This window comes from Dolichospermum sp. UHCC 0259 (assembly GCF_009711935.1).
In the GTDB taxonomy this organism is placed as follows: domain Bacteria; phylum Cyanobacteriota; class Cyanobacteriia; order Cyanobacteriales; family Nostocaceae; genus Dolichospermum.
The window spans coordinates 1-19,037 of the sequence record NZ_VIKX01000328.1 but is presented as its reverse complement, the minus strand read 5'-3'; the positions used below and the strand labels follow the sequence as shown (position 1 = coordinate 19,037).

21 protein-coding genes are annotated in these 19,037 nt (G+C 38.8%); 14 read left to right on the top strand and 7 right to left on the bottom strand.

Annotated elements, in window-relative coordinates; translation table 11 throughout:
- Nucleotides 1-60: 60 nt before the first annotated feature.
- On the bottom strand, nt 61-714 hold the full coding sequence (locus FJR05_RS26265; protein ID WP_168646828.1) for a type I restriction endonuclease subunit R: 654 nt from the start codon (nt 712-714) through the stop codon (nt 61-63).
- Nucleotides 715-775: 61 nt separating this feature from the next.
- Between FJR05_RS26265 and thiL the strand changes: the two genes are divergently transcribed.
- Nucleotides 776-1,843, top strand: coding sequence for a thiamine-phosphate kinase (gene thiL, locus FJR05_RS26260; protein WP_168646827.1), 1,068 nt, complete (start codon nt 776-778; stop codon nt 1,841-1,843).
- Between the two features lie 119 nt (nt 1,844-1,962).
- Here thiL and FJR05_RS26255 read toward each other — a convergent pair whose 3' ends face one another.
- Nucleotides 1,963-2,976: a type I glyceraldehyde-3-phosphate dehydrogenase gene (locus tag FJR05_RS26255; protein ID WP_168646826.1), complete on the bottom strand. Its 1,014-nt coding sequence runs from the start codon at nt 2,974-2,976 to the stop codon at nt 1,963-1,965.
- A gap of 603 nt (nt 2,977-3,579) precedes the next feature.
- Between FJR05_RS26255 and murC the strand changes: the two genes are divergently transcribed.
- The 4 genes from murC (at nt 3,580) to FJR05_RS26235 (ending at nt 7,227) form a co-directional block, all read left to right on the top strand.
- Entirely contained in the window at nt 3,580-5,040 is a 1,461-nt protein-coding gene (gene murC / locus FJR05_RS26250) for a UDP-N-acetylmuramate--L-alanine ligase (RefSeq protein ID WP_168646825.1), read from the top strand.
- Nucleotides 5,041-5,213: 173 nt separating this feature from the next.
- Nucleotides 5,214-6,212, top strand: a complete 999-nt coding sequence (gene murB, locus FJR05_RS26245; protein ID WP_168646824.1) for a UDP-N-acetylmuramate dehydrogenase — start codon at nt 5,214-5,216, stop codon at nt 6,210-6,212.
- Between the two features lie 121 nt (nt 6,213-6,333).
- Nucleotides 6,334-6,681 (top strand): YbaB/EbfC family nucleoid-associated protein, encoded by a 348-nt coding sequence (locus FJR05_RS26240; protein WP_168646823.1) that lies wholly within the window; start codon nt 6,334-6,336, stop codon nt 6,679-6,681.
- Between the two features lie 72 nt (nt 6,682-6,753).
- Nucleotides 6,754-7,227 carry a low molecular weight protein-tyrosine-phosphatase gene (locus FJR05_RS26235; protein ID WP_168646822.1) on the top strand — a complete coding sequence of 158 codons (474 nt, stop codon included), beginning with the start codon at nt 6,754-6,756 and terminating at the stop codon, nt 7,225-7,227.
- A gap of 325 nt (nt 7,228-7,552) precedes the next feature.
- Here FJR05_RS26235 and FJR05_RS26230 read toward each other — a convergent pair whose 3' ends face one another.
- Nucleotides 7,553-8,038, bottom strand: a complete 486-nt coding sequence (locus FJR05_RS26230) for a Spy/CpxP family protein refolding chaperone (protein WP_168646821.1) — start codon at nt 8,036-8,038, stop codon at nt 7,553-7,555.
- Nucleotides 8,039-8,266: 228 nt separating this feature from the next.
- Here FJR05_RS26230 and FJR05_RS26225 point away from each other — a divergent pair, with 228 nt between their 5' ends.
- The 8 genes from FJR05_RS26225 to dnaG all read left to right on the top strand — a co-directional run bounded on the left by FJR05_RS26225 (nt 8,267) and on the right by dnaG (nt 16,006).
- A complete protein-coding gene (locus FJR05_RS26225; RefSeq protein ID WP_168646820.1) occupies nt 8,267-9,484 on the top strand; it encodes a sensor histidine kinase in 1,218 nt (405 codons plus the stop codon).
- A gap of 23 nt (nt 9,485-9,507) precedes the next feature.
- A complete protein-coding gene (locus tag FJR05_RS26220; protein WP_168646819.1) occupies nt 9,508-10,170 on the top strand; it encodes a response regulator transcription factor in 663 nt (220 codons plus the stop codon).
- Between the two features lie 497 nt (nt 10,171-10,667).
- Nucleotides 10,668-11,039: a roadblock/LC7 domain-containing protein gene (locus FJR05_RS26215; protein WP_168646818.1), complete on the top strand. Its 372-nt coding sequence runs from the start codon at nt 10,668-10,670 to the stop codon at nt 11,037-11,039.
- A gap of 185 nt (nt 11,040-11,224) precedes the next feature.
- A complete protein-coding gene (locus tag FJR05_RS26210; RefSeq protein ID WP_168646817.1) occupies nt 11,225-11,770 on the top strand; it encodes an ATP/GTP-binding protein in 546 nt (181 codons plus the stop codon).
- A 70-nt stretch (nt 11,771-11,840) separates the two neighbouring features.
- On the top strand, nt 11,841-12,719 hold the full coding sequence (locus FJR05_RS26205; protein ID WP_168646816.1) for a DUF4388 domain-containing protein: 879 nt from the start codon (nt 11,841-11,843) through the stop codon (nt 12,717-12,719).
- A 133-nt stretch (nt 12,720-12,852) separates the two neighbouring features.
- Nucleotides 12,853-13,317, top strand: coding sequence for a hydrocarbon-binding protein (locus tag FJR05_RS26200; protein ID WP_168646815.1), 465 nt, complete (start codon nt 12,853-12,855; stop codon nt 13,315-13,317).
- Between the two features lie 96 nt (nt 13,318-13,413).
- A complete protein-coding gene (locus FJR05_RS26195; RefSeq protein ID WP_168646814.1) occupies nt 13,414-13,968 on the top strand; it encodes a protoglobin domain-containing protein in 555 nt (184 codons plus the stop codon).
- A gap of 127 nt (nt 13,969-14,095) precedes the next feature.
- The gene (dnaG, locus tag FJR05_RS26190) at nt 14,096-16,006 is read left to right on the top strand and encodes a DNA primase (RefSeq protein WP_168646813.1); all 1,911 of its coding nucleotides are present in this window, start codon (nt 14,096-14,098) and stop codon (nt 16,004-16,006) included.
- Nucleotides 16,007-16,362: 356 nt separating this feature from the next.
- Here dnaG and FJR05_RS26185 read toward each other — a convergent pair whose 3' ends face one another.
- From FJR05_RS26185 to FJR05_RS26175, 3 genes are all read right to left on the bottom strand, one after another.
- Nucleotides 16,363-17,130, bottom strand: a complete 768-nt coding sequence (locus FJR05_RS26185) for a ChaB family protein (protein WP_168646812.1) — start codon at nt 17,128-17,130, stop codon at nt 16,363-16,365.
- Nucleotides 17,131-17,167: 37 nt separating this feature from the next.
- Nucleotides 17,168-17,707, bottom strand: a complete 540-nt coding sequence (locus FJR05_RS26180; RefSeq protein WP_168646873.1) for a Dps family protein — start codon at nt 17,705-17,707, stop codon at nt 17,168-17,170.
- A 226-nt stretch (nt 17,708-17,933) separates the two neighbouring features.
- The gene (locus FJR05_RS26175; RefSeq protein WP_168646811.1) at nt 17,934-18,299 is read right to left on the bottom strand and encodes a hypothetical protein; all 366 of its coding nucleotides are present in this window, start codon (nt 18,297-18,299) and stop codon (nt 17,934-17,936) included.
- A 245-nt stretch (nt 18,300-18,544) separates the two neighbouring features.
- On the opposite strand from FJR05_RS26175, the gene FJR05_RS26170 reads away from it, so the two are divergent.
- Entirely contained in the window at nt 18,545-18,946 is a 402-nt protein-coding gene (locus FJR05_RS26170) for an Rpn family recombination-promoting nuclease/putative transposase (RefSeq protein ID WP_254447127.1), read from the top strand.
- Here FJR05_RS26170 and FJR05_RS26165 read toward each other — a convergent pair.
- A partial coding sequence (locus tag FJR05_RS26165; protein WP_168642427.1) for a transposase occupies nt 18,914-19,037 on the bottom strand: 124 nt, incomplete at its 5' end. The genes FJR05_RS26170 and FJR05_RS26165 overlap by 33 nt on opposite strands.

Here is a 19,037-nt window from a genome sequence, read left to right as displayed (position 1 = left end):
AAAAAAATAACTATCTGTAGTATCCCCTAATTTCGACAAAAACTTGCATAATCAATACAATCAAGAGGGCGGGGAAACCCCGCCCCTACAGGATTCTCCTAATCTTTTTAAAATTTGCAACACTTCAGCTAATTCATGTCGTCGAGGAAATAGGGAAAATGTGCGTGATACGTCATATTCAGGTTTGTTTGTGATAGCTAGTTTTATAAATATAAATTCATCGCCATTTGTAGCCATACCAAATACAGATTTATCCCGGTGGGGAGTAGTTAACATATGGGCTAATAACTGCGGTATTGCTGCGACAACTGGAATGCTATTTCGTTTAGATTCAACCACAAAAATCCAAAGTTTTTCCTGGACAACTAGGACATCAATAAAACCACGAATTGTTTCTTCTGGTTCTTCAATTTCTAAATTTATGCCATAGGGTGAGCGAATTCTATAAGGTGAATCTAGAAAACCTGCAAGTTCCAAAAGTGGTGAAACTACTAAAAGATTAATTGTCCCTTCTAAGAATAGACCATCAAGGCGATGATAATCATAACGCTGTTTGATGCGAGTGACACCCGATTGTTCTTGTGAATTGAGTTGGGGTAAGTCTGTTAACCATTCGTTAAAAAAGTTTTCATCTTCTGCTTGATGTAAGTTGCACCGAGTTTGTAAATCACTCAAGCTTTTAATAGTGTCTGTGATGCCAACAGTAGAAACCATATCAATAGTCTCCGAGATGATACTTTTATTTTAATCTGTAAACTAATGCGTAAATTTAATTATGAATAATAATTTATCTTCCCTACGAGTTAGAGATATTGGTGAACAAGGTCTTTTAGAAAGATTACAACGTTTTTGTCCACCGGATATTATTGGTGATGATGCGGCAGTATTGGAAACTTTACCAAATCAATCTTTGATAGTTACTACAGATATGCTCGTTGACGGCGTGCATTTTAGTGATCTTACCACCTCCCCAGAGGATGCCGGTTGGCGGGCTGCGGCGGCGAATTTGTCCGATTTAGCAGCAATGGGGGCGACTCCGGTGGGCATCACTGTGGGACTAGGTTTACCCGGTGATGTAACTGTAAGTTGGGTGGAGCGACTATATCAGGGCATGACAGAATGCTTATCAAAATATCATGTTCCCATAGTTGGTGGTGATATTGTGCGATCGCCCATTATCACTTTAGCAATTACCGCCTTTGGTCAAGCCAACCCCAATTTCATCATCCGTCGTGCGATCGCTCAAGTAGGAGATGCTATTCTCATCACAGGTATACATGGAGCGTCCCGTGCAGGCTTAGAACTACTCTTAAATCCCTCAATCGGTCAAAACCTCAAAACTGAAGCCAAGGCAGCCTTAATTACCGCCCACCAACGCCCTAACCCCCGTTTAGATGTCTTACCTATTTTGTGGGAAATTTTAGAATCCCAATCCAAAATCGTTCGACTGAGCGAAGTCGAAGTCCCAAATCTAAAATCTAAAATTACCGTTGCTGGTATGGATAGCAGCGACGGTTTAGCAGACGCAGTATTACAAATTTGTCGAGCCAGTCAAGTCGGTGCAGTTATAGAATCTAGTAAAATCCCCTTACCATCAGCCTTTGAAGAGTGGCTAACACCAGAAAAATCATTAGAATATGCCCTCTACGGTGGCGAAGATTTTGAATTAGTCCTGTGTTTACCACCAGAACCAGCATTAGCATTAGTGCAAAAACTAGGCACAGGTGCAGCCATCATTGGCACAATTACCCCAGGCTCAAACGTGATTTTACACCAAGAAAAAGCAGAAATCCCCGACCAAGTTCTCAACCTCAGCCAGGGATTTCAACATTTTGCTCAGTAGGGGCGGGGTTTCCCCGCCCATTCCATGTAGGGGCGCAGGGCCTGCGCCCATTCCATTAATCAGTGGTCTTCAAACAAAGAACAACTGACAAAGGACAACTGACTACTGACAAAGGACAATTAAACCCATTTTGCAGCTACTAATTCCGCCAAATCAAGAACCCGTTGGCTATAACCCCATTCATTGTCATACCATGCCATAACCTTCACCATGTCATTGCCCATAACAAGAGTCAAGCTGGCATCAACAACAGAAGATTCATCTGTACCTTGATAGTCAGAAGATACAAGTTCCAATTCGGTGTAACCCAAAATGCCTTTGAGAGAACCTTCAGAAGCCTCTTTCAGCGCTTGATTAACTTCTTCGGCAATAGTGCGCTTTTCAGTTTGTACTACAAAATCCACCATAGAAACGTTAGGGGTTGGTACACGCAAAGCCACACCATTTAGCTTACCCTTCAACTGAGGAAGTACCAAAGCTACTGCTTTTGCTGCACCGGTAGAAGTGGGAACAATGTTGATAGCTGCTGCTCTAGCCCGACGCAAATCACGGTGAGAAGCGTCTAATAAACGCTGATCACCTGTGTAGCTGTGGGTAGTAGTCATTATGCCTTTAATGATACCAAATTTCTCATCTAATACCTTGGCAATGGGAGCTAAACAATTGGTTGTACAACTAGCATTACTGATGATGTTATGTTTGTTGTGGTCATAATCATGATGATTGACACCAACGACAAAAGTACCATCTTCATTTTTACCAGGGGCCGTAATCAGAACCTTTTTAGCTCCGGCATTTACGTGCCTCATTGCTCCTTCTTTGCTGGTAAAAACGCCTGTTGATTCGATAATCAGGTCAATTCCCCATTCTTTCCAGGGCAAGTTGTCTGGGTTGCGATCAGATACACATTTAATTGTATTACCATTGATTGTGATGGAGTTATCATCAGCACTAATATCTACACCTTTTAATTGGCCTAGCATGGAGTCATATCTAAGCAGGTGAGCATTAGTTCTAGGGTCGGATGTGTCATTAATCCCAACCAGTTGGATATTGCTATTTTCTCTCCCCACCCAGCAGCGTGCAAAGTTACGTCCAATGCGCCCGAAACCGTTAATTGCAACTCTAATCACAGTGTCTTGCCCTCTGTATTTATGCCTATAAGTTGATATCGTTGACCCCAATCATATCGCAAAGGGGGCGGCCATTTATAACGAGAAAGTTTTAGATCAACAAAAAAAATACAGAATTTTATAAGAAGGAGTCAGGAGTCAGGAGTCAGGAGTCAGGAGTCAGGATAAAGAAAATTCCTCTCCCTATTCCCTATTCCCTATTCCCAATGATGATTTTTATCAATTGCACAATAATTTCACTACCAATGTACTATTGTAGTCAATTCCGACAGAGGCTTTTGGTAAGTGATGCAAATTGCTATATCTCAGTCTATGCTACTTAGTTCTAAAACAATCATAGCAAAATGTATTTAAATTTACACAATTTTCTTTCCCGATGTAGCAGAAATTTTCAGAATAATCTTATGAGCAGATTAAAAACAGCAAGAATTTTCGACCGGGGGGTAATCTGGCTCACAGGGCAAAACGAAAGTCAAAATTTAATCATTCAGCAGGGATGAATATTTTGGATGGCATAGTTAGGATCTGTAACAATCAAAATCCTGTTATGATACGCGTGTCTTATGTGATTCTGGTGTGGTGTGGTGTAAGAGGTAAATAAAAATGAGTAATTCTATAGATTTTAGTGGCAGACCATTTCATTTCATTGGGATTGGTGGGATTGGAATGTCTGCTTTGGCTTATGTTCTAACTAAACTTCAATTGCCAGTATCCGGTTCAGATTTGCGTGCTAACCATATTACGCACAAGTTAGAATCCCTGGGCGCTCACATTTTCAGTAAACAAGAAGCCAACAATTTGGAATTTTTTCTGCCAGAAGTAGTGGCTAATACCCTACCATTAACTTCTCCAGAAAAGTTGTCTGCTGTGAAAACAACTTTACCCCAAGTGATTTGTTCTACAGCCATTAATGCTAGTAATTTGGAGTATAAGGCGGCTCTAGAATTAGGTTGCCCCATTTGGCATCGTTCTGATGTTCTCGCAGCTTTGATTGCTGATTATTACAGTATTGCTGTGGCAGGAACTCATGGCAAAACTACGACTAGTAGTATGATTGGTTATATGCTGTTACAAGCTGGACTTGATCCGACAATTTTGGTTGGTGGTGAAGTTAAGGCTTGGGAAGGTAATGCGAGAATGGGCGCAAGCCGTTATTTAGTAGCAGAGGCGGATGAGTCCGATGGGTCTCTGGTAAAACACGCTCCAGAGATTGGTATTATTACTAATATTGAATTAGATCATCCTGACCACTACGAGACATTGGAAGAGGTGGTTGATACCTTCCAAACCTTCGCTCAGGGTTGCAAAACTTTGGTGGGGAGCATTGATTGTGATACAGTGCGCGATAGGTTGAAACCAACTATTACCTATAGTCTTTACCCGGATAAAGGTGCTGATTACACCGTTACCAATATAGATTATCGGGCTGATGGAACAACGGCTTTGGTATGGGAAAAGGGCAAAGCTTTGGGTTTATTAAATTTACAGCTATTGAGTCATCATAACCTCAGCAATTCTCTAGCAGCAGTGGCTGTGGGTAGAGTTTTGGGATTAGATTTTGCAGAAATTGCCCAAGGTATTGCTACCTTTGAAGGTGCAAGACGACGGTTTGAGTTCCGAGGTGAAGCGGCTGGGGTGACTTTTATTGATGACTATGCTCATCATCCTAGTGAAATTCGTGCAACTTTAGCTGCTGCTCGTCTGCAAGCTAGACCGGGACAACGGGTAGTTGCTATCTTCCAACCTCATCGTTATACGCGGACATTAACGTTTTTAGAAGAGTTTGCTGAGTCCTTTACTCATGCTGATTTGGTCGTGCTGACGGATATTTACAGTGCGGGTGAACCTGATTTAGGACAGGTGAGTGGACAGGATTTAGCGACTGCGATTAGTAAACATAATCCTGAAGTGGTTTATCAACAAACATTATCTTTGGTTAGTGAGTTTTTACTGCAAACCTTACGTCCAGGGGATTTGGCGCTGTTTTTAGGTGCGGGTAACTTAAATCAGGCTATTCCCGAACTGATTACCATGATGAGTGAACCAGCGATCGCCACTTCTTAGGCTAATAACTGCACTCTAGTAGTATTTTCATCAATTCACTGTCATGCACCAAAATTCACCCAGTCAGGAGTAAAACCCTGTTGTCGGCTGAGTTTCACAGTTAATTGATGTCTTCACTACCTTGTCTGTTTTTATAAATAACAACTGTCAAAAATTCACTAATTGAAGTAAAAATGATAACTTCCCAGGGATTTGGCAAAATCTGCGAATTTTCCAACTTAACTCCACAACTGCAAATGAAAGATGATGTGGATAATAGTAAATTAATTTACTTACCAGGGACGAATTGTCCTTTGAAAACCCATACTTCTTTGTCAGCGTTTACTTCTTATCGAGTTGGTGGAGAGGCTGAGTGCTATGTTTCTCCATACGATTTAGATGCGTTACAAGCAAGTATTGATTACGCAAAAGAACATAATTTAGCAATCACAGTATTGGGCGCTGGTTCTAACTTGTTGGTGAGCGATCGCGGCATACCCGGACTAGTCATCGCCACTCGGCATCTCCGGTCTAAAAACTTTAACCCAGTTACAGGTCAATTAACTGTATCCGCCGGAGAACCCATCCCTACTCTAGCATGGGACGCAGCCTCTTTAGGATGGGAAGGATTAGAATGGGCTGTGGGTATTCCCGGAACTGTGGGCGGTGCAGTAGTAATGAATGCTGGAGCGCATAGTAGCTGTATCGCAGATATGTTAGTTAGCGCTCAAGTTCTTTCCCCCGATGGCACTCTGGCAACTCTCACCCCAGAGGAATTAGGTTACACATACAGGAGTTCACAGCTACAAGGTGGTAAGCGGATTGTGACTCAAGCCACCTTCCAACTGCAACCAGGAGCCGATCCTGTGCAAGTGACAGCTAGAACTAAAGACCATAAAAAACACCGACTTAGCACCCAACCTTACAGCTATCCTAGTTGTGGCAGTGTATTTAGAAATCCTAAACCTTATACGGCTGGTTGGTTAATTGAACAAACCGGACTCAAAGGTTATCAATTGGGAGGAGCGCAAGTCGCCCAACTTCATGCTAATTTTATCGTCAATCGGGGAGGAGCGAAAGCCAGCGATATTTTCTCCCTCATCCGTCATGTTCAAAATGAAGTGCAAGAACGCTGGTCAATTTGGCTAGAACCAGAAGTGAAAATGTTGGGTGAGTTTCAAGCGGTTGGTTAAAGGCAAGTGGCAGGGATTTTCCCTATTATCAATTACCAATTACCAATTACCCATTACCAATTACTCATCGCATCTATAATTGAATTTGATTTGTAAACAATCGTACAGCGGATAACCAGTTATGGCAGAAAAAGGACAGGGATTTGGCTTTGGCTTAGGCAAAATGAAAGAACTAGCCGAAGCATTTAAAAAAGCCCAACAAGTTCAAGAAGATGCAAAGCGTCTTCAAGAAGAATTGGAGCAAATGGAGATTCTCGGAGAATCTGGTGGTGGACTTGTTAAAGTTGTTGTCAGTGGCAACCAAGAACCCAAACGAGTAGAAATTGCCCCCTCTGCTTTAGCAGAAGGACCAGAAGTGCTTTCTGATTTAGTCGCTGCGGCAATGAAAGATGCCTATAAAAAGTCCACCGAAACCATGCGAGAACGGATGGAAGATTTAACCAGTGGACTGGAATTACCTGGAATGTAGTCATTAGTTAGTAGTCAGTGGTCAGTAGTGTAAAATAACTGGCAACTGACACAAAACTTAAATCAAAATATTATGCCTTATAAGCTACTGTTTGTATGCCTTGGTAATATTTGCCGATCGCCATCGGCAGAAAATATTATGAATCATCTCATTGACCAAGCAGGTTTAAATAATACAATTCTTTGCGATTCTGCCGGTACTGCTGGTTATCACATCGGTGCAGCACCAGATAGACGCATGAGCGCCGCAGCAGAAAACAAGTTAGGATTTAAACTCATTGGCCAAGCACGTCAATTTCAAATCCGTGACTTTCAAGAGTTTGATTTGATTTTGGCAATGGACAAGAGTAATTATCATGATATCCTCGCTGTTGACCCTTCTGGGCAATATCATTCTAAAGTTAAGTTGATGTGCGATTTTTGCTCTACACACACCCTCAAGGAAGTTCCAGACCCCTATTATGGCGGAACTGAGGGCTTTAATCAGGTGATTGATTTACTAGTGGATGCCTGTGAAGGGTTGCTAAAACATATCACCCACAAGTAATCATAAATATTATCATTCTCAGATCCCCGATTTTTTTAATGAAGTCGGGGATTTAATTTTTGGGCGTTGCTGATCAAAAATATTTATATCCCACATTCCGCACTATTAACTGTCACAATCGGTTATTACGGAATTTAATTCATAAAAGAGGAGTAAAAAATTACAAAAAAAGGGAACAGGGAATAGGGAACAGATAAGAAACTAAAGTTGGTGAGTTTAAAGCTCAGTCAAAAAAAGGATGTTTTTAAAAGATGCGTAGCACAAAAATAGGATGAGTTTTTTATACCCACCCCTGATGTATTATTCTGATTTGAATAGTTGAAAATTATTGGGGGTTATTTTGTTGACGACGAGAACGCATATTTTCCCGCATTTGCTGCATTTGCGATCGCTGTTCAGGAGTTAATACCGCGTCCATTTGTTGTTTTGATGACTCTCTAATCTCTTTCATTTTAGCTTTTTGTTCGGTGGATAAGCCTAATGAAGCAAAAATATCACCTTTTTTACCACGTCCTTCTTTACGTTGTCCTTGTTGACGTTGAGCTTTATATTCTGCCATTGTGGCTTGTAATTTAGTCTTTTGTTCGGGTGTCAAAACAGCCTCGATTTGAGCGCGGGTATTGCTACGAATTTCTTTCATCTTCGCTTTTTGTTCAGCGGTCAAATTCAACTTTTTGAATGAACCTTTTTTTTGCCATTCCTGACCAGGTTGGGGTGAAGATGAATTTTGTTCTGCTTGAACTGCAAAGGGAGTTGCGATTAAAGTTAAAGCCAGAGTACCCGCAATTAATGATAATGTCTTCAGTTTCATAGTTACCTTTTGGTTATGTTTGGTTATGTCGGTTTTCTATGTTTCTATCTTAGAGACTAACACCCAGTAACCACATGAGGCAAAGGTCACGTCTACACCCATTACTTTAGTCATGACATTAGCATTCAGATATCTTACCCCTATTCCATTTTAATCTAATCGTGATACAAATATTTTAAGTCAGGTTGAGGGATTCAGCCTTGTAACTATATCAATTATCAATAAATCATGAATCGTCCTATTCAGTTTAATAATCATCCTTTTCGATTTCTTTTGTATTTAGAATGGCTATTATTGGGATTTTCAGCATTAATGGCATTAATGCCATCTCCCTCACCGCGCTTTTCGGCAATGTATCCAGAATTGACAATTTGTAGTTTAACAATTTTTGGTTTAATGGGGTTAAGATTGCCCACTTCCAATAAAACCAATAAGATTATTTATACGTCTATTGAAGTTATTTTAATTTTAATTACTGGTTTTTTCGGTGGTAGAAGTGCGAGACTTTTTCCCTTTCTCTATTTAATTTTAGTAACTCGTAGTTGTTTAATTTTTCAACTTCCTGGACGATTAACAGTTACTTTATCTTCATTTATTTTATTTCTATTTACCCTCAGGCAACGGATGCCTCCTGGAAAATTTTCACCAATAGCTCAGGAAAGATTTAGATTTTTTAGTTTTAGTTTGGCAGTTCTATTTGGTTTAAGTTTAGTATTTGTTTTACTACTAATGAATACTGTTTTGGCTGAACGGCAAAGTCGAGATAAACTGCAAGCTGCCAATGAAAAACTCCGCCAATATGCTTTGAAAATTGAAAGTCAAGCAACCTTGGAAGAACGCAACCGCATTGCTAGAGAAATTCATGATTCTTTAGGACATTCTCTGACGGCTTTAAATCTGCAACTAGAAACTGCTTTAAAGTTATCCAAACATGATATACCTAGAGCAATGACGTTTTTAGCCACTGCTAAAGAACTCGGTTCAAAAGCCTTACAAGATGTCCGTCAATCGGTTTCTACTATGAGATCCCATCCTTTACAGGGACAAACTTTAGAAGAGGCAATTAAGATTCTTGCGGCGGATTTTCAGCGGTATAATGGCATTTTACCTAGTTGTCAGATTTCTATTATTTCTCCCTTGTCTATAGAAATTAGCACTCCTATTTATCGAATTATTCAAGAATCATTAACGAATATTTCTAAATATGCCCAAGCTACAGAAGTTAGATTAGAATTAATAACAACTTTAGCAGGGTTAAAGTTAATCATTCAGGATAATGGCAAAGGTTTTGATGTGGGGCAAAATACTACTGGATTTGGGTTACAAAGTATGCGCGATCGCACTTTAGCATTAGGAGGCGAATTTCAGATTAACAGCAGCCATAATCATGGTTGTCAAATAATAGTTGATATCCCTTATTTATATCAAGATTCAGCAAAACAATAGTTAATTACCAATCACTAACAAAAATGATTACAGTCTTACTTGTAGATGATCAAAGTTTAATTCGTCAAGGTTTAAGAGCCTTATTAGAATTAGAAATAGATATAGAAATTGTAGGAGAAGCAGAAAATGGACAAACCGCAATTAATCTAGTTAAAAAATTACAACCCAACGTAATTTTAATGGATATCAGAATGCCTATCATGGATGGAGTTGCGGCTACCAAAGAAATTAATCAGCACTTTCCTCACAGCAAAATTCTCATATTAACAACTTTTGATGATGATGAATATGTAAAAGCAGGATTACAAAATGGCGCAATGGGTTATTTACTCAAAGATACACCCTCAGAAGAGTTAGCAGTTGCCATTCGTGCAGTTGACAAAGGATACTCCCAACTAGGCCCAGGAATAGTCAAAAAACTGATCACTCAATTTCCGGCTACCTTATCCCAACCTGTCTTAGCTGTACCACCGAACCTCACAGAACTTACCCCCAGAGAAAAAGAAGTTTTGCGGTTAATTGCCATTGGTGATAATAATCGAGAAATTGCCAAAAAACTGTATATTTCCGAAGGTACAGTTAAAAATCATGTCACCAATATTTTGAATCGGCTGCATTTACGCGATCGCACCCAAGCTGCTATCCTAGCCAATAGTTTTTTGACATACTTAGAAGAAGATATTTGAAGTCAATAGCACGTAATTTCCTTGATGTAGTCATTACCAGATTGCAATCTTTTATCCTAATCACATTTATGTAGACATACTTGATAATCTTGACAAAAATTAATACACAATACTTAAAACTTCCTATAGTTAACACTCTCAACAAAAATTAAAACAAAATACTCAAAATTGACATTGGTTAAATCAGCCAAAAAGCTGATGCCATATAGATTATACAGCCTAAACCCACAAAAAGGCTCAAAAGATAATCTTAACTTATATTAATAATCAGAAAACCTAAATTCAGTATTTTTTCGGTATCATCTTAATTGTGACTGGTGCATAATTTAAATCACAGAGATACTAAAAAAGAGGCATCCATTTACACAGTCCCATCATTATTCCTTTAAAATAAATGATACTGTACTACTACAAGTAAAAAGAGTTTGTTTGATTCCACCGTATTTACTTGATTTTCCTACTCACTGTCCCATTTAAAACAACGGAGAATAATCATCATGGCTATCAACTCAGAAAAACTCAGCATGGTTTTACAAAACTTTGTCAGCGGTACTACTGATGTACAGGGAGCAGCACTCGTTACTCCTGACGGACTACCTTTAGCCGCAAGCTTACCAGGTGGCATGGATGAAGAAAGAGTATCAGCCATGTCCGCATCTATGTTATCTTTAGGCGAAAGAATTGGTATGGAATTAGCCAGAGGAACTATTGACCGCATCTTTGTAGAAGGCAATAAAGGCTTTGGTATCTTAACTGGTTGTGGTCAAGATGCCGTACTGCTAGTTTTAGCCAGTGAAAGTGCCAAACAAGGATTACTAATGCTGGAAATTAAGCGCGTTCTCTCAGAATTAAAGCTGATCGTCCAGTAAATAAAAGCGCCTTACAGGCAACTTGTTTAGATTTCCCTCCTAGACGAATGCTAGTGGTATTGAAAAACTCTCTACTTAAGGTTAGATTAGTCATATCAAACTATTGACTACATAGTACCGATGTTGATGCGGTAAAATCAGAAAAAATGTGAACAATATTTAGCATTTGTGCGGAGTGGATGAAGATGGAAGTTATGCGCTTAGTTGTCACGGGAACTGTAGGGGCTGGTAAATCTACTTTCATCCGTTCTGTCAGTGAAATTGAAGTTGTAGATACAGATACCCGTGCAACTGATGAAACAGCATTGCTGAAGAAAAGAACCACTGTAGCCTTTGACTTCGGCAGATTGCAATTTGGTCCAGAGATGGCATTGCACCTTTATGGAACACCTGGTCAAACGCGATTTGACTTTATGTGGGATATTCTCATTCATAAAGCACACGCTTATATTGTACTCATAGCAGCCCATAGACCAAGAGAGTTTCGTCAGGCACGGAATATTATCAACTTCATGCAAGCACGGGTAAATGTACCTATGATTATTGGTATTACCCATACAGATTTTCCTGGAGCTTGGGCAGAAGAAGATATATATCTGGCAATTGGTTATGTAGATGAACAGAATCGGCCTCCTCTAGTGAAGGTCAATCCTAATGAAAGAGACTCAGTCGCTGAAGCAGTAATTCATTTAGTCCAGCACTTGATGGAAAGCTGTGCAGTTGAGAGCTAAAGGCTTTTTTGAAAGTACAAATTGGAATTTTGGATTTAAATAAATCTCTTATTAATACGGGAGGCCGATTATGTCTATTACTGGTAACTTTGCAGATTTTTCTTTGCCAGAACTACTGCAATTTTTAGATCAAGGCAGAAAAACAGGTGTACTTCACATTGAATTGTCATCTGACAAAAATCAAACTAACACCAAACAAATTTATTACATTTGGCTGCACCAAGGACGGGTTGTCGCGGCATCCGACCGTTTAGATCAACAAGGTTTAACCTTAATGATTGCCCAACGAGGATGGGTAAGTGAACGAGTAATTTCTAGAGTCACTCACATTTCCTCCTGTTTTATTAATTCACCTTTGGGACTATGCCTAAAATCTCAAAATTTAATTCAACCAGAACAACTCAAACTATTATTTAACTCTCAAGTTCTCCGCCCAGTTTGTGCTTTATTCCAAATAAAAGATGGTCACTTTAAATTTGAACCTATCACAGCACTACCATTAGGAGAAATGACAGGTTTGAGTATGTCCGCTACTGAAGTTATCTTGATCGGTTTGCGAGCATTACGAGACTGGAATGCTTTATCTGATAAACTACCAGATCCTACTTCCGGTTTAGCAGGATTAAGTGCAAAACAGCCCCGGTTACAACTAAATGCTCAAGAGTGGCAAGTCTGGGAATTTGCTAATGGTGAAGTTGCTCTAGCCAAAATTGCCAATCAACTTAATCTCTCCGTAGATACAGTCTTGCAAATAGCTTTTCGTCTCATTGTGATCGGTTTAGCAGAAGAACATTTTATGGTTGCGGCTACTTCTGTCTCCATGACCGAAGAAGTTTCTGCTTACGAAATACCCATAGTTGAACCAGTTCCAGAACCCGCTCAAAAGCCAGCAGTTAGTCAATCATTTCTCAAAAATTTAGTAGGTTTTCTGCGGAGTAAAACAGCTTAATTATACTTCTATTGGTACAATCTAACATTTTGAGAAATTTCCATCTTTTCTCTTTTACAAAGTATCAACAAAAGTTAATTAAATCTACATTGAATTATCAATGTATATCATGCTCTAACTGGGAGTTTAAATTATGTCAATCATGCGAAAAGAATTAGGGGATTTTAATAGTATTGTCTGCTTTAAAGCTGCTATTACAGGCATGGAAGAAGCTCTTGGTGAAAAAGCTACAGCCATTGCCCTAACCACAGCCGGTCGTACTAGAGGTAAAAAGTTAGCTGAAGATTTAGGTTTAGTAGGATCTACACTTTCATTAGATGATGCAGCAGAAAAATTAAAAAAGGCATTAGGTAAAGAAGGTACTTGTTTGTGTATTATTGATAAGATTGTGGCTGAAGGTGAAATTGTAAAAGTCTACACTTCGGAAACTTTTTGTTCTGCTGGTGAGCCTGCTGGTTCACCCCGTAAATGCACTTTTACTATGGGTGCAGTTTGGGGTGCTGTTGAGCAACTCATGAGTAAAAAATTTAGAGGACTACATACTGAATCAGTCCTCAGAGGTGGTACTCATGATGTGTTTGAATTCACTCCTTTGTAGAAATACCAAATTTTGAAAATTTTCTATACTCTATTTTTTATAGGGTATAAGCAAAAGTTAATTAAATCCACACTTAACTATTTTTAAGGACTCATCATGGCTATTGAACCTCGCGCTTTTTTGACCACTATGGAAACCCGGATTGGTCTGACTGCTGATGATAAAAAGGTAATGCAAGCAAATACAGATTGGGGAAAAGCAGTTGCAGAAGAAATGGCAAATCATTTTTATGCCTACCTGGGACGAGATGCAGAAATGAGTGGCATTTTAAATGCCACTGAGGGACGCGCTCATCGTTTACACGCCACCTTTATTGACTGGTTTAATCAAATGTTTACAGGTATGGATAATTGGGGCGATGAATATGCAAAATGTCGTTGGCACATTGGCTTGGTTCATGTGAAAATTGGTATTGCTCCTCAGCACGTAGTTCCAGCAATGGCAGTTGTGGTTGATAAAGTCGGCAAAAAACTCAAAACTGATGGTCAATCAGATGAATTAAAAGATGCCTTGGCTAAAGTTTGCATGATTGATTTAGCTTTTATTGAACAAGCTTATGTAGAAGTTTCTTCCGCTGCGGTGCTTAAAGAAACTGGTTGGTCAGCAGCTTTATTCAGACGTTTGATTGCTACTGGTGCATCTGATATGTAATAGAGAGCAGGAAACAGGGAATAGGTAGGGAACAGGTATAGGGGTTTAGCAGTGCTAAACCCCTACTTAATCTTTGACTCCTGACTCCTGCTATATAATGGATGTCAGTTATAATCTTTGAGTCCTCATGCAAATTCCTCGTTTACATCCAGACACTATCGAAGAAGTGAAACTCAGGGCTGATATTGTTGATGTAGTCTCGGAGTATGTGGTCTTGCGGAAACGGGGTAAAGATTTTGTGGGGTTATGTCCTTTTCATGACGAGAAAAGCCCTAGTTTTACCGTCAGTCCCAATAAGCAAATGTATTATTGTTTTGGCTGTCAAGCTGCGGGTAATGCAATTAAGTTTGTCATGGATTTGGGAAAACGCCAATTTGCAGATGTGGTGTTAGATTTAGCCAAGCGTTATCAAGTACCTGTTAAAACTTTAGAACCTGAACAAAGACAAGAGTTACAACGGCAGATATCTTTACGTGATCAATTATATACTGTTCTTGCTTCTGCTGCTCAATTTTATCAACACACTTTAAGGCAATCTCAAGGACAAAAAGCATTAGAGTATTTAGAAAAAAGTCGTCAATTTCAACAAGGAACAATTCAACAATTTGGTTTAGGTTATGCTCCTGCGGGTTGGGAAACTCTTTACCGTTATTTGGTGGAAAGTAAACATCATCCGGTGCAATTGGTAGAACAAGCAGGATTAATTAAACCCCGGAAAGAAGGGGGCGGATATTATGATGTATTCCGCGATCGCCTAATGATTCCCATTCGTGATATTCAAGGCAGAGTCATTGCTTTTGGTGGCAGAACTTTAACCGATGAACAACCGAAATATCTCAATTCTCCAGAAACAGAACTTTTTAGTAAAGGCAAAACTTTATTTGCTTTAGATGAAGCGAAAGACGGTATTTCTAAAGTAGATCAAGCGGTAGTTGTAGAGGGATATTTTGATGCGATCGCTCTCCATGCAGCCGGAATTAATAACGCCGTTGCTTCATTGGGTACAGCCTTAAGTATCGAACAGGTTCGGCTCTTATTACGTTACACCGAATCCAAACAATTAATCCTAAATTTCGATGCAGACAAAGCCGGAACAAACGCCACAGAAAGAGCAATTGGTGAAATTGCTAATTTAGCTTATGCTGGGGAAGTCCAATTAAAAATTCTCAACTTACCTAATGGGAAAGATGCTGATGAATATTTACATAGTCACAGCTCAGCAGACTATCAACAATTATTAACAAATGCGCCACTTTGGCTAGATTGGCAAATTCAAAATATTATTAAAAATCGAGATTTAAACCAAGCTACTGATTTTCAACAAGTCACCCAACAAATTGTTAAACTATTGCAAAATATAGTTAATAGTGATACACTTAATTATTATGTTTCTTACTGTGCAGAAATATTGAGTTTAGGAGATACTCGACTTATTCCCTTAAGAGTTGAAAATCTCCTCACTCAAATTAAACCCGGTAGTATAAAATCCTCAATTCCGCGCACAAGTAAACCACCTGCTAAAACCCCAAAGCTATCTTTAGTCCACACAGAACGCAGTTTACTAGAACGAGCGGAAGCATTATTATTAATAATATATCTTCATTCTTCCCAGCAGCGGCAAATAATTATTGAAGATTTAGAAACCCGCAATTTAGAATTTAGTCTTTCTCATCATCGCTTTTTGTGGCAACAAATGGCAGAATTTACAATTGATGAAGTTGATTTAATTTCCAGCGTGCAAAATAGATATTTAGAATTAGGGGAAGAATTAGACATAGTTTCCCATATATTTCATCTCAACGAAAAAAATAAAACAGAAATATTGCGAACCCCTCACGTTATCCAAGCAGCATTAGCTTGTATGGAAAGAGTATTCAGAGAAAAACGCTATCGTTATTTTATGGAACAATGGGAAAAAATAGATCCTGAAGCTGAACCCGAAAAAGACAAATATTATGCTGAAGCCATATATATAGAAAAAATTCATTTACACGACCTTGAGAAACAGCGACAATTTTCTATTACCGACTTAATTTAGACCATTTATGTAAATTGGGTTGACGCAAGGAAACCCAACAGTTAAATAATTGTCAGAATCAGGTGGTTATCGAGCGAAGTCGAGATGATATCCAGGATTTAAGGATTTACAGGATTTTTGTTTTCACATAATGTCACGAAAAGAATCGCCGTGACCGCGCTCGTGGTAAAGCTTTCTCCGATATTGAGGCACATATTGTATTGATTTCTAGATAGCGGGCAAGACTTGTACTGAGTTTGTCGATAGCGCAGCGTGGCTCTAGCGATAGTATGCCCGCATCACAAGAGTATTTCTCCAGATTAATAACTGGGTAAATATTTTTTTACTAGATTGGGCAATTTGTTGTTTGCATATCCCTAGCGCAAAACTTTAACTTTTGAAAAAACTCCATTTTCGTCTTCATCAAATTGTTTGTGAACCTCATCCCAAGCCATTTGTTCAGATGTAAGTTCATCCATATTTTCATTCAGTGCAATATTATAACGTTGCATGAATATCCTCTGGGCTTCTGGGGAAAGATGGGTGCGAACTTCAGGGGATAAATCATCTGCACTGTTACAGATTCCTGGACAAGGATGAGGTAGTGTTTTTTCAATTGTGTTAATTTCTTCAGCGCCGGCGCTTTCGAGAATTAATTGAAATTCACCAGTGCGATCGCTCGGCACTTCTACCATGACTAAAAATTCACCAGCTTCTAAGCGAGTTTGATAGAGTGTAGCTTTGTCCTCTGGCATTCCCAAAGCAGTCAGAACTGAGACTAAACCAGCACCAGCACTACCAGCGATCGCTCCACTTGCAGCCCCCAATAAGATTGCCCCAATCGGACCTGCTGCCACAATTGGCCCCACAAAGGGAACAAATAATACACCTACACCTGTTAACAAACTCAGGAACGAACCAAACAAAGAACCAAAAATTGCTCCTGTTCTCAAACCTCCGAGAATCACATCTCGCTTCGTAATAAAGCCAGAAATTCGCGTTTCTGACTGAAAATTTCTCCCCATGACCGAAATATTATCCTTGGGAACATTTCTATCTATTAACCGCCGAATTACAGTATCAATTTGTTTCTCTTCTTTAAATACAGCGGAGATGGTACGCTCTGCTTGATATGTTTCTGGCACTTCTTTACTCCTAATATTTTAGATTGACAATTATCAATTACACACCCACCGGAACTTTAGTTCCTCCTGCTTGTTTTTGACCATCCGATTCTAGGGCTTCTCCTTCCATAAATGAGCGCAACATCCACGCCATTTCTTCATGTTTTTCCATCAACCCAGTTAAAAAATCAGCAGAACCTTGATCATGAAATTCTTCACCGCACTGATCTATATGATTTCTTAAATTGCGAATAATCTGCTCATGATCTTCTACCAATTGAGTTACCATTCTGGTTGCTGTCGGAATTTTACCGCTATGTTCTTTGAGGGTAGCCAAACTTAGAAATCCTGCCATTGTGCCGATTGGATAACAGCCCAAAGTCCGAATCCTTTCAGCTATTTTATCAATATTGATTGTCAGTTCTTGATAGTGTTCTTCCCAAAGTTTATGCAAGGTGCGAAACTGTGGACCGACAACATCCCAATGGTACTTTTTCGTTTTTACTAGCAATACATAGGCATCTGCTAAATCTTGATTTAACAAATTCATCACCCCGTGACGCTGTTGCTCTGTCAAACCAATGTTTATTTTATGTATGGTCATGATTATTCATCCTAATTAGCACATAAATACCTTAAATATAAGGTCTCAAAAGATAGACATAATCCACATCAATCAAAGGTAAGATTAATGTTGATTTCTTTTTATCTATTTAGGAATATGCTGTTATTTTCTCAGATCATCAAGCTAAGTGGAAAATTCTTCATATCCCCAAATTCTTGAAGAAAATGGGAATATGGTATTTGTGCTTTATAAATGATATTTACTTCTTGTTACCTGTAATTTTTTCTAAAAAGCCTTCTACTTCCTCTGGTACTGAAGTTGCACTTTTTGAATTTCCGGGACGCTTCATTTTATCAATATCAGCATCTCCCTGAACTTCGTTAAGTCCTCTCTTGGTTTTTTCTTGAGTTTCTTTTAGTCCCAATGGGGGAGCTTTAGCTGCTTCATCGGTTTGACGTTGGGTTTCCAATAGTTGTGTTGTTCCTTCTCTGGGGTTACTTTGATAACTACTAATAGCTAAAGCCGGAAAAGCAGTAGTTAAAAATAGAAAAGCGCAAGCAAAAGCCACAAATAAAAGTCTGGATGCTAACTGCAATCTAGATATAGCAAAATCAAGAATTTTCATTTGATATTTTTTTAATCTATTTTGTCGTTCAATCAATACTGAATAATAATTTAATTAAATATTTTTTGAATCAATCTTCAGAGATAATTTGCTTGAATTTGTCATTAGTTTAATTTAGATAAAAATCACTCTGGGGATTGATACAATCTAAATAAGTCGGAAATGGAGAGCGATTACTAGGTCGCGCTTCGCTATCGCTACCATGTTTGAAAAAATATTGCTTAACTTCAACTTCTAGTTATAAAATGAAGACAGACACGATATTTTACACATTACTCCAAAATCTCCCCAGTGTGTTATTTGAACTGCTAGAACAGTCAGCAACACTAGCTTTACACTACGAATTTTCCTCTGTGGAAATCAAAGAATTAGCCCGACGGATAGATGGCTTATTTTTACCTAAACCAGAGTACCCGCAAGACCCGATTTATTTTGTAGAAGTACAATTTCAAAGTGATGATAATTTATACTGGCGATTAATTACAGAAGCATTTCTTTATTTAAACCAATATAAACCTCAAAGAACATGGCAGACGGTAGTATTATGGGCAAATCGGGATCTTGATCCTGGTATACCTTTAGCATATCAAAGTTTACTGGCTCTTGCGTCCCTTTTATGGAGAATTAATACTAAAGTGCCAGTTTAATAAACTACGTAATCTAAAATTACTAAAGTTACGAAATCCATATCCAAGTCTTTTGATTAATTTGAGTTTATTATTAATTCCTTCTACAGTA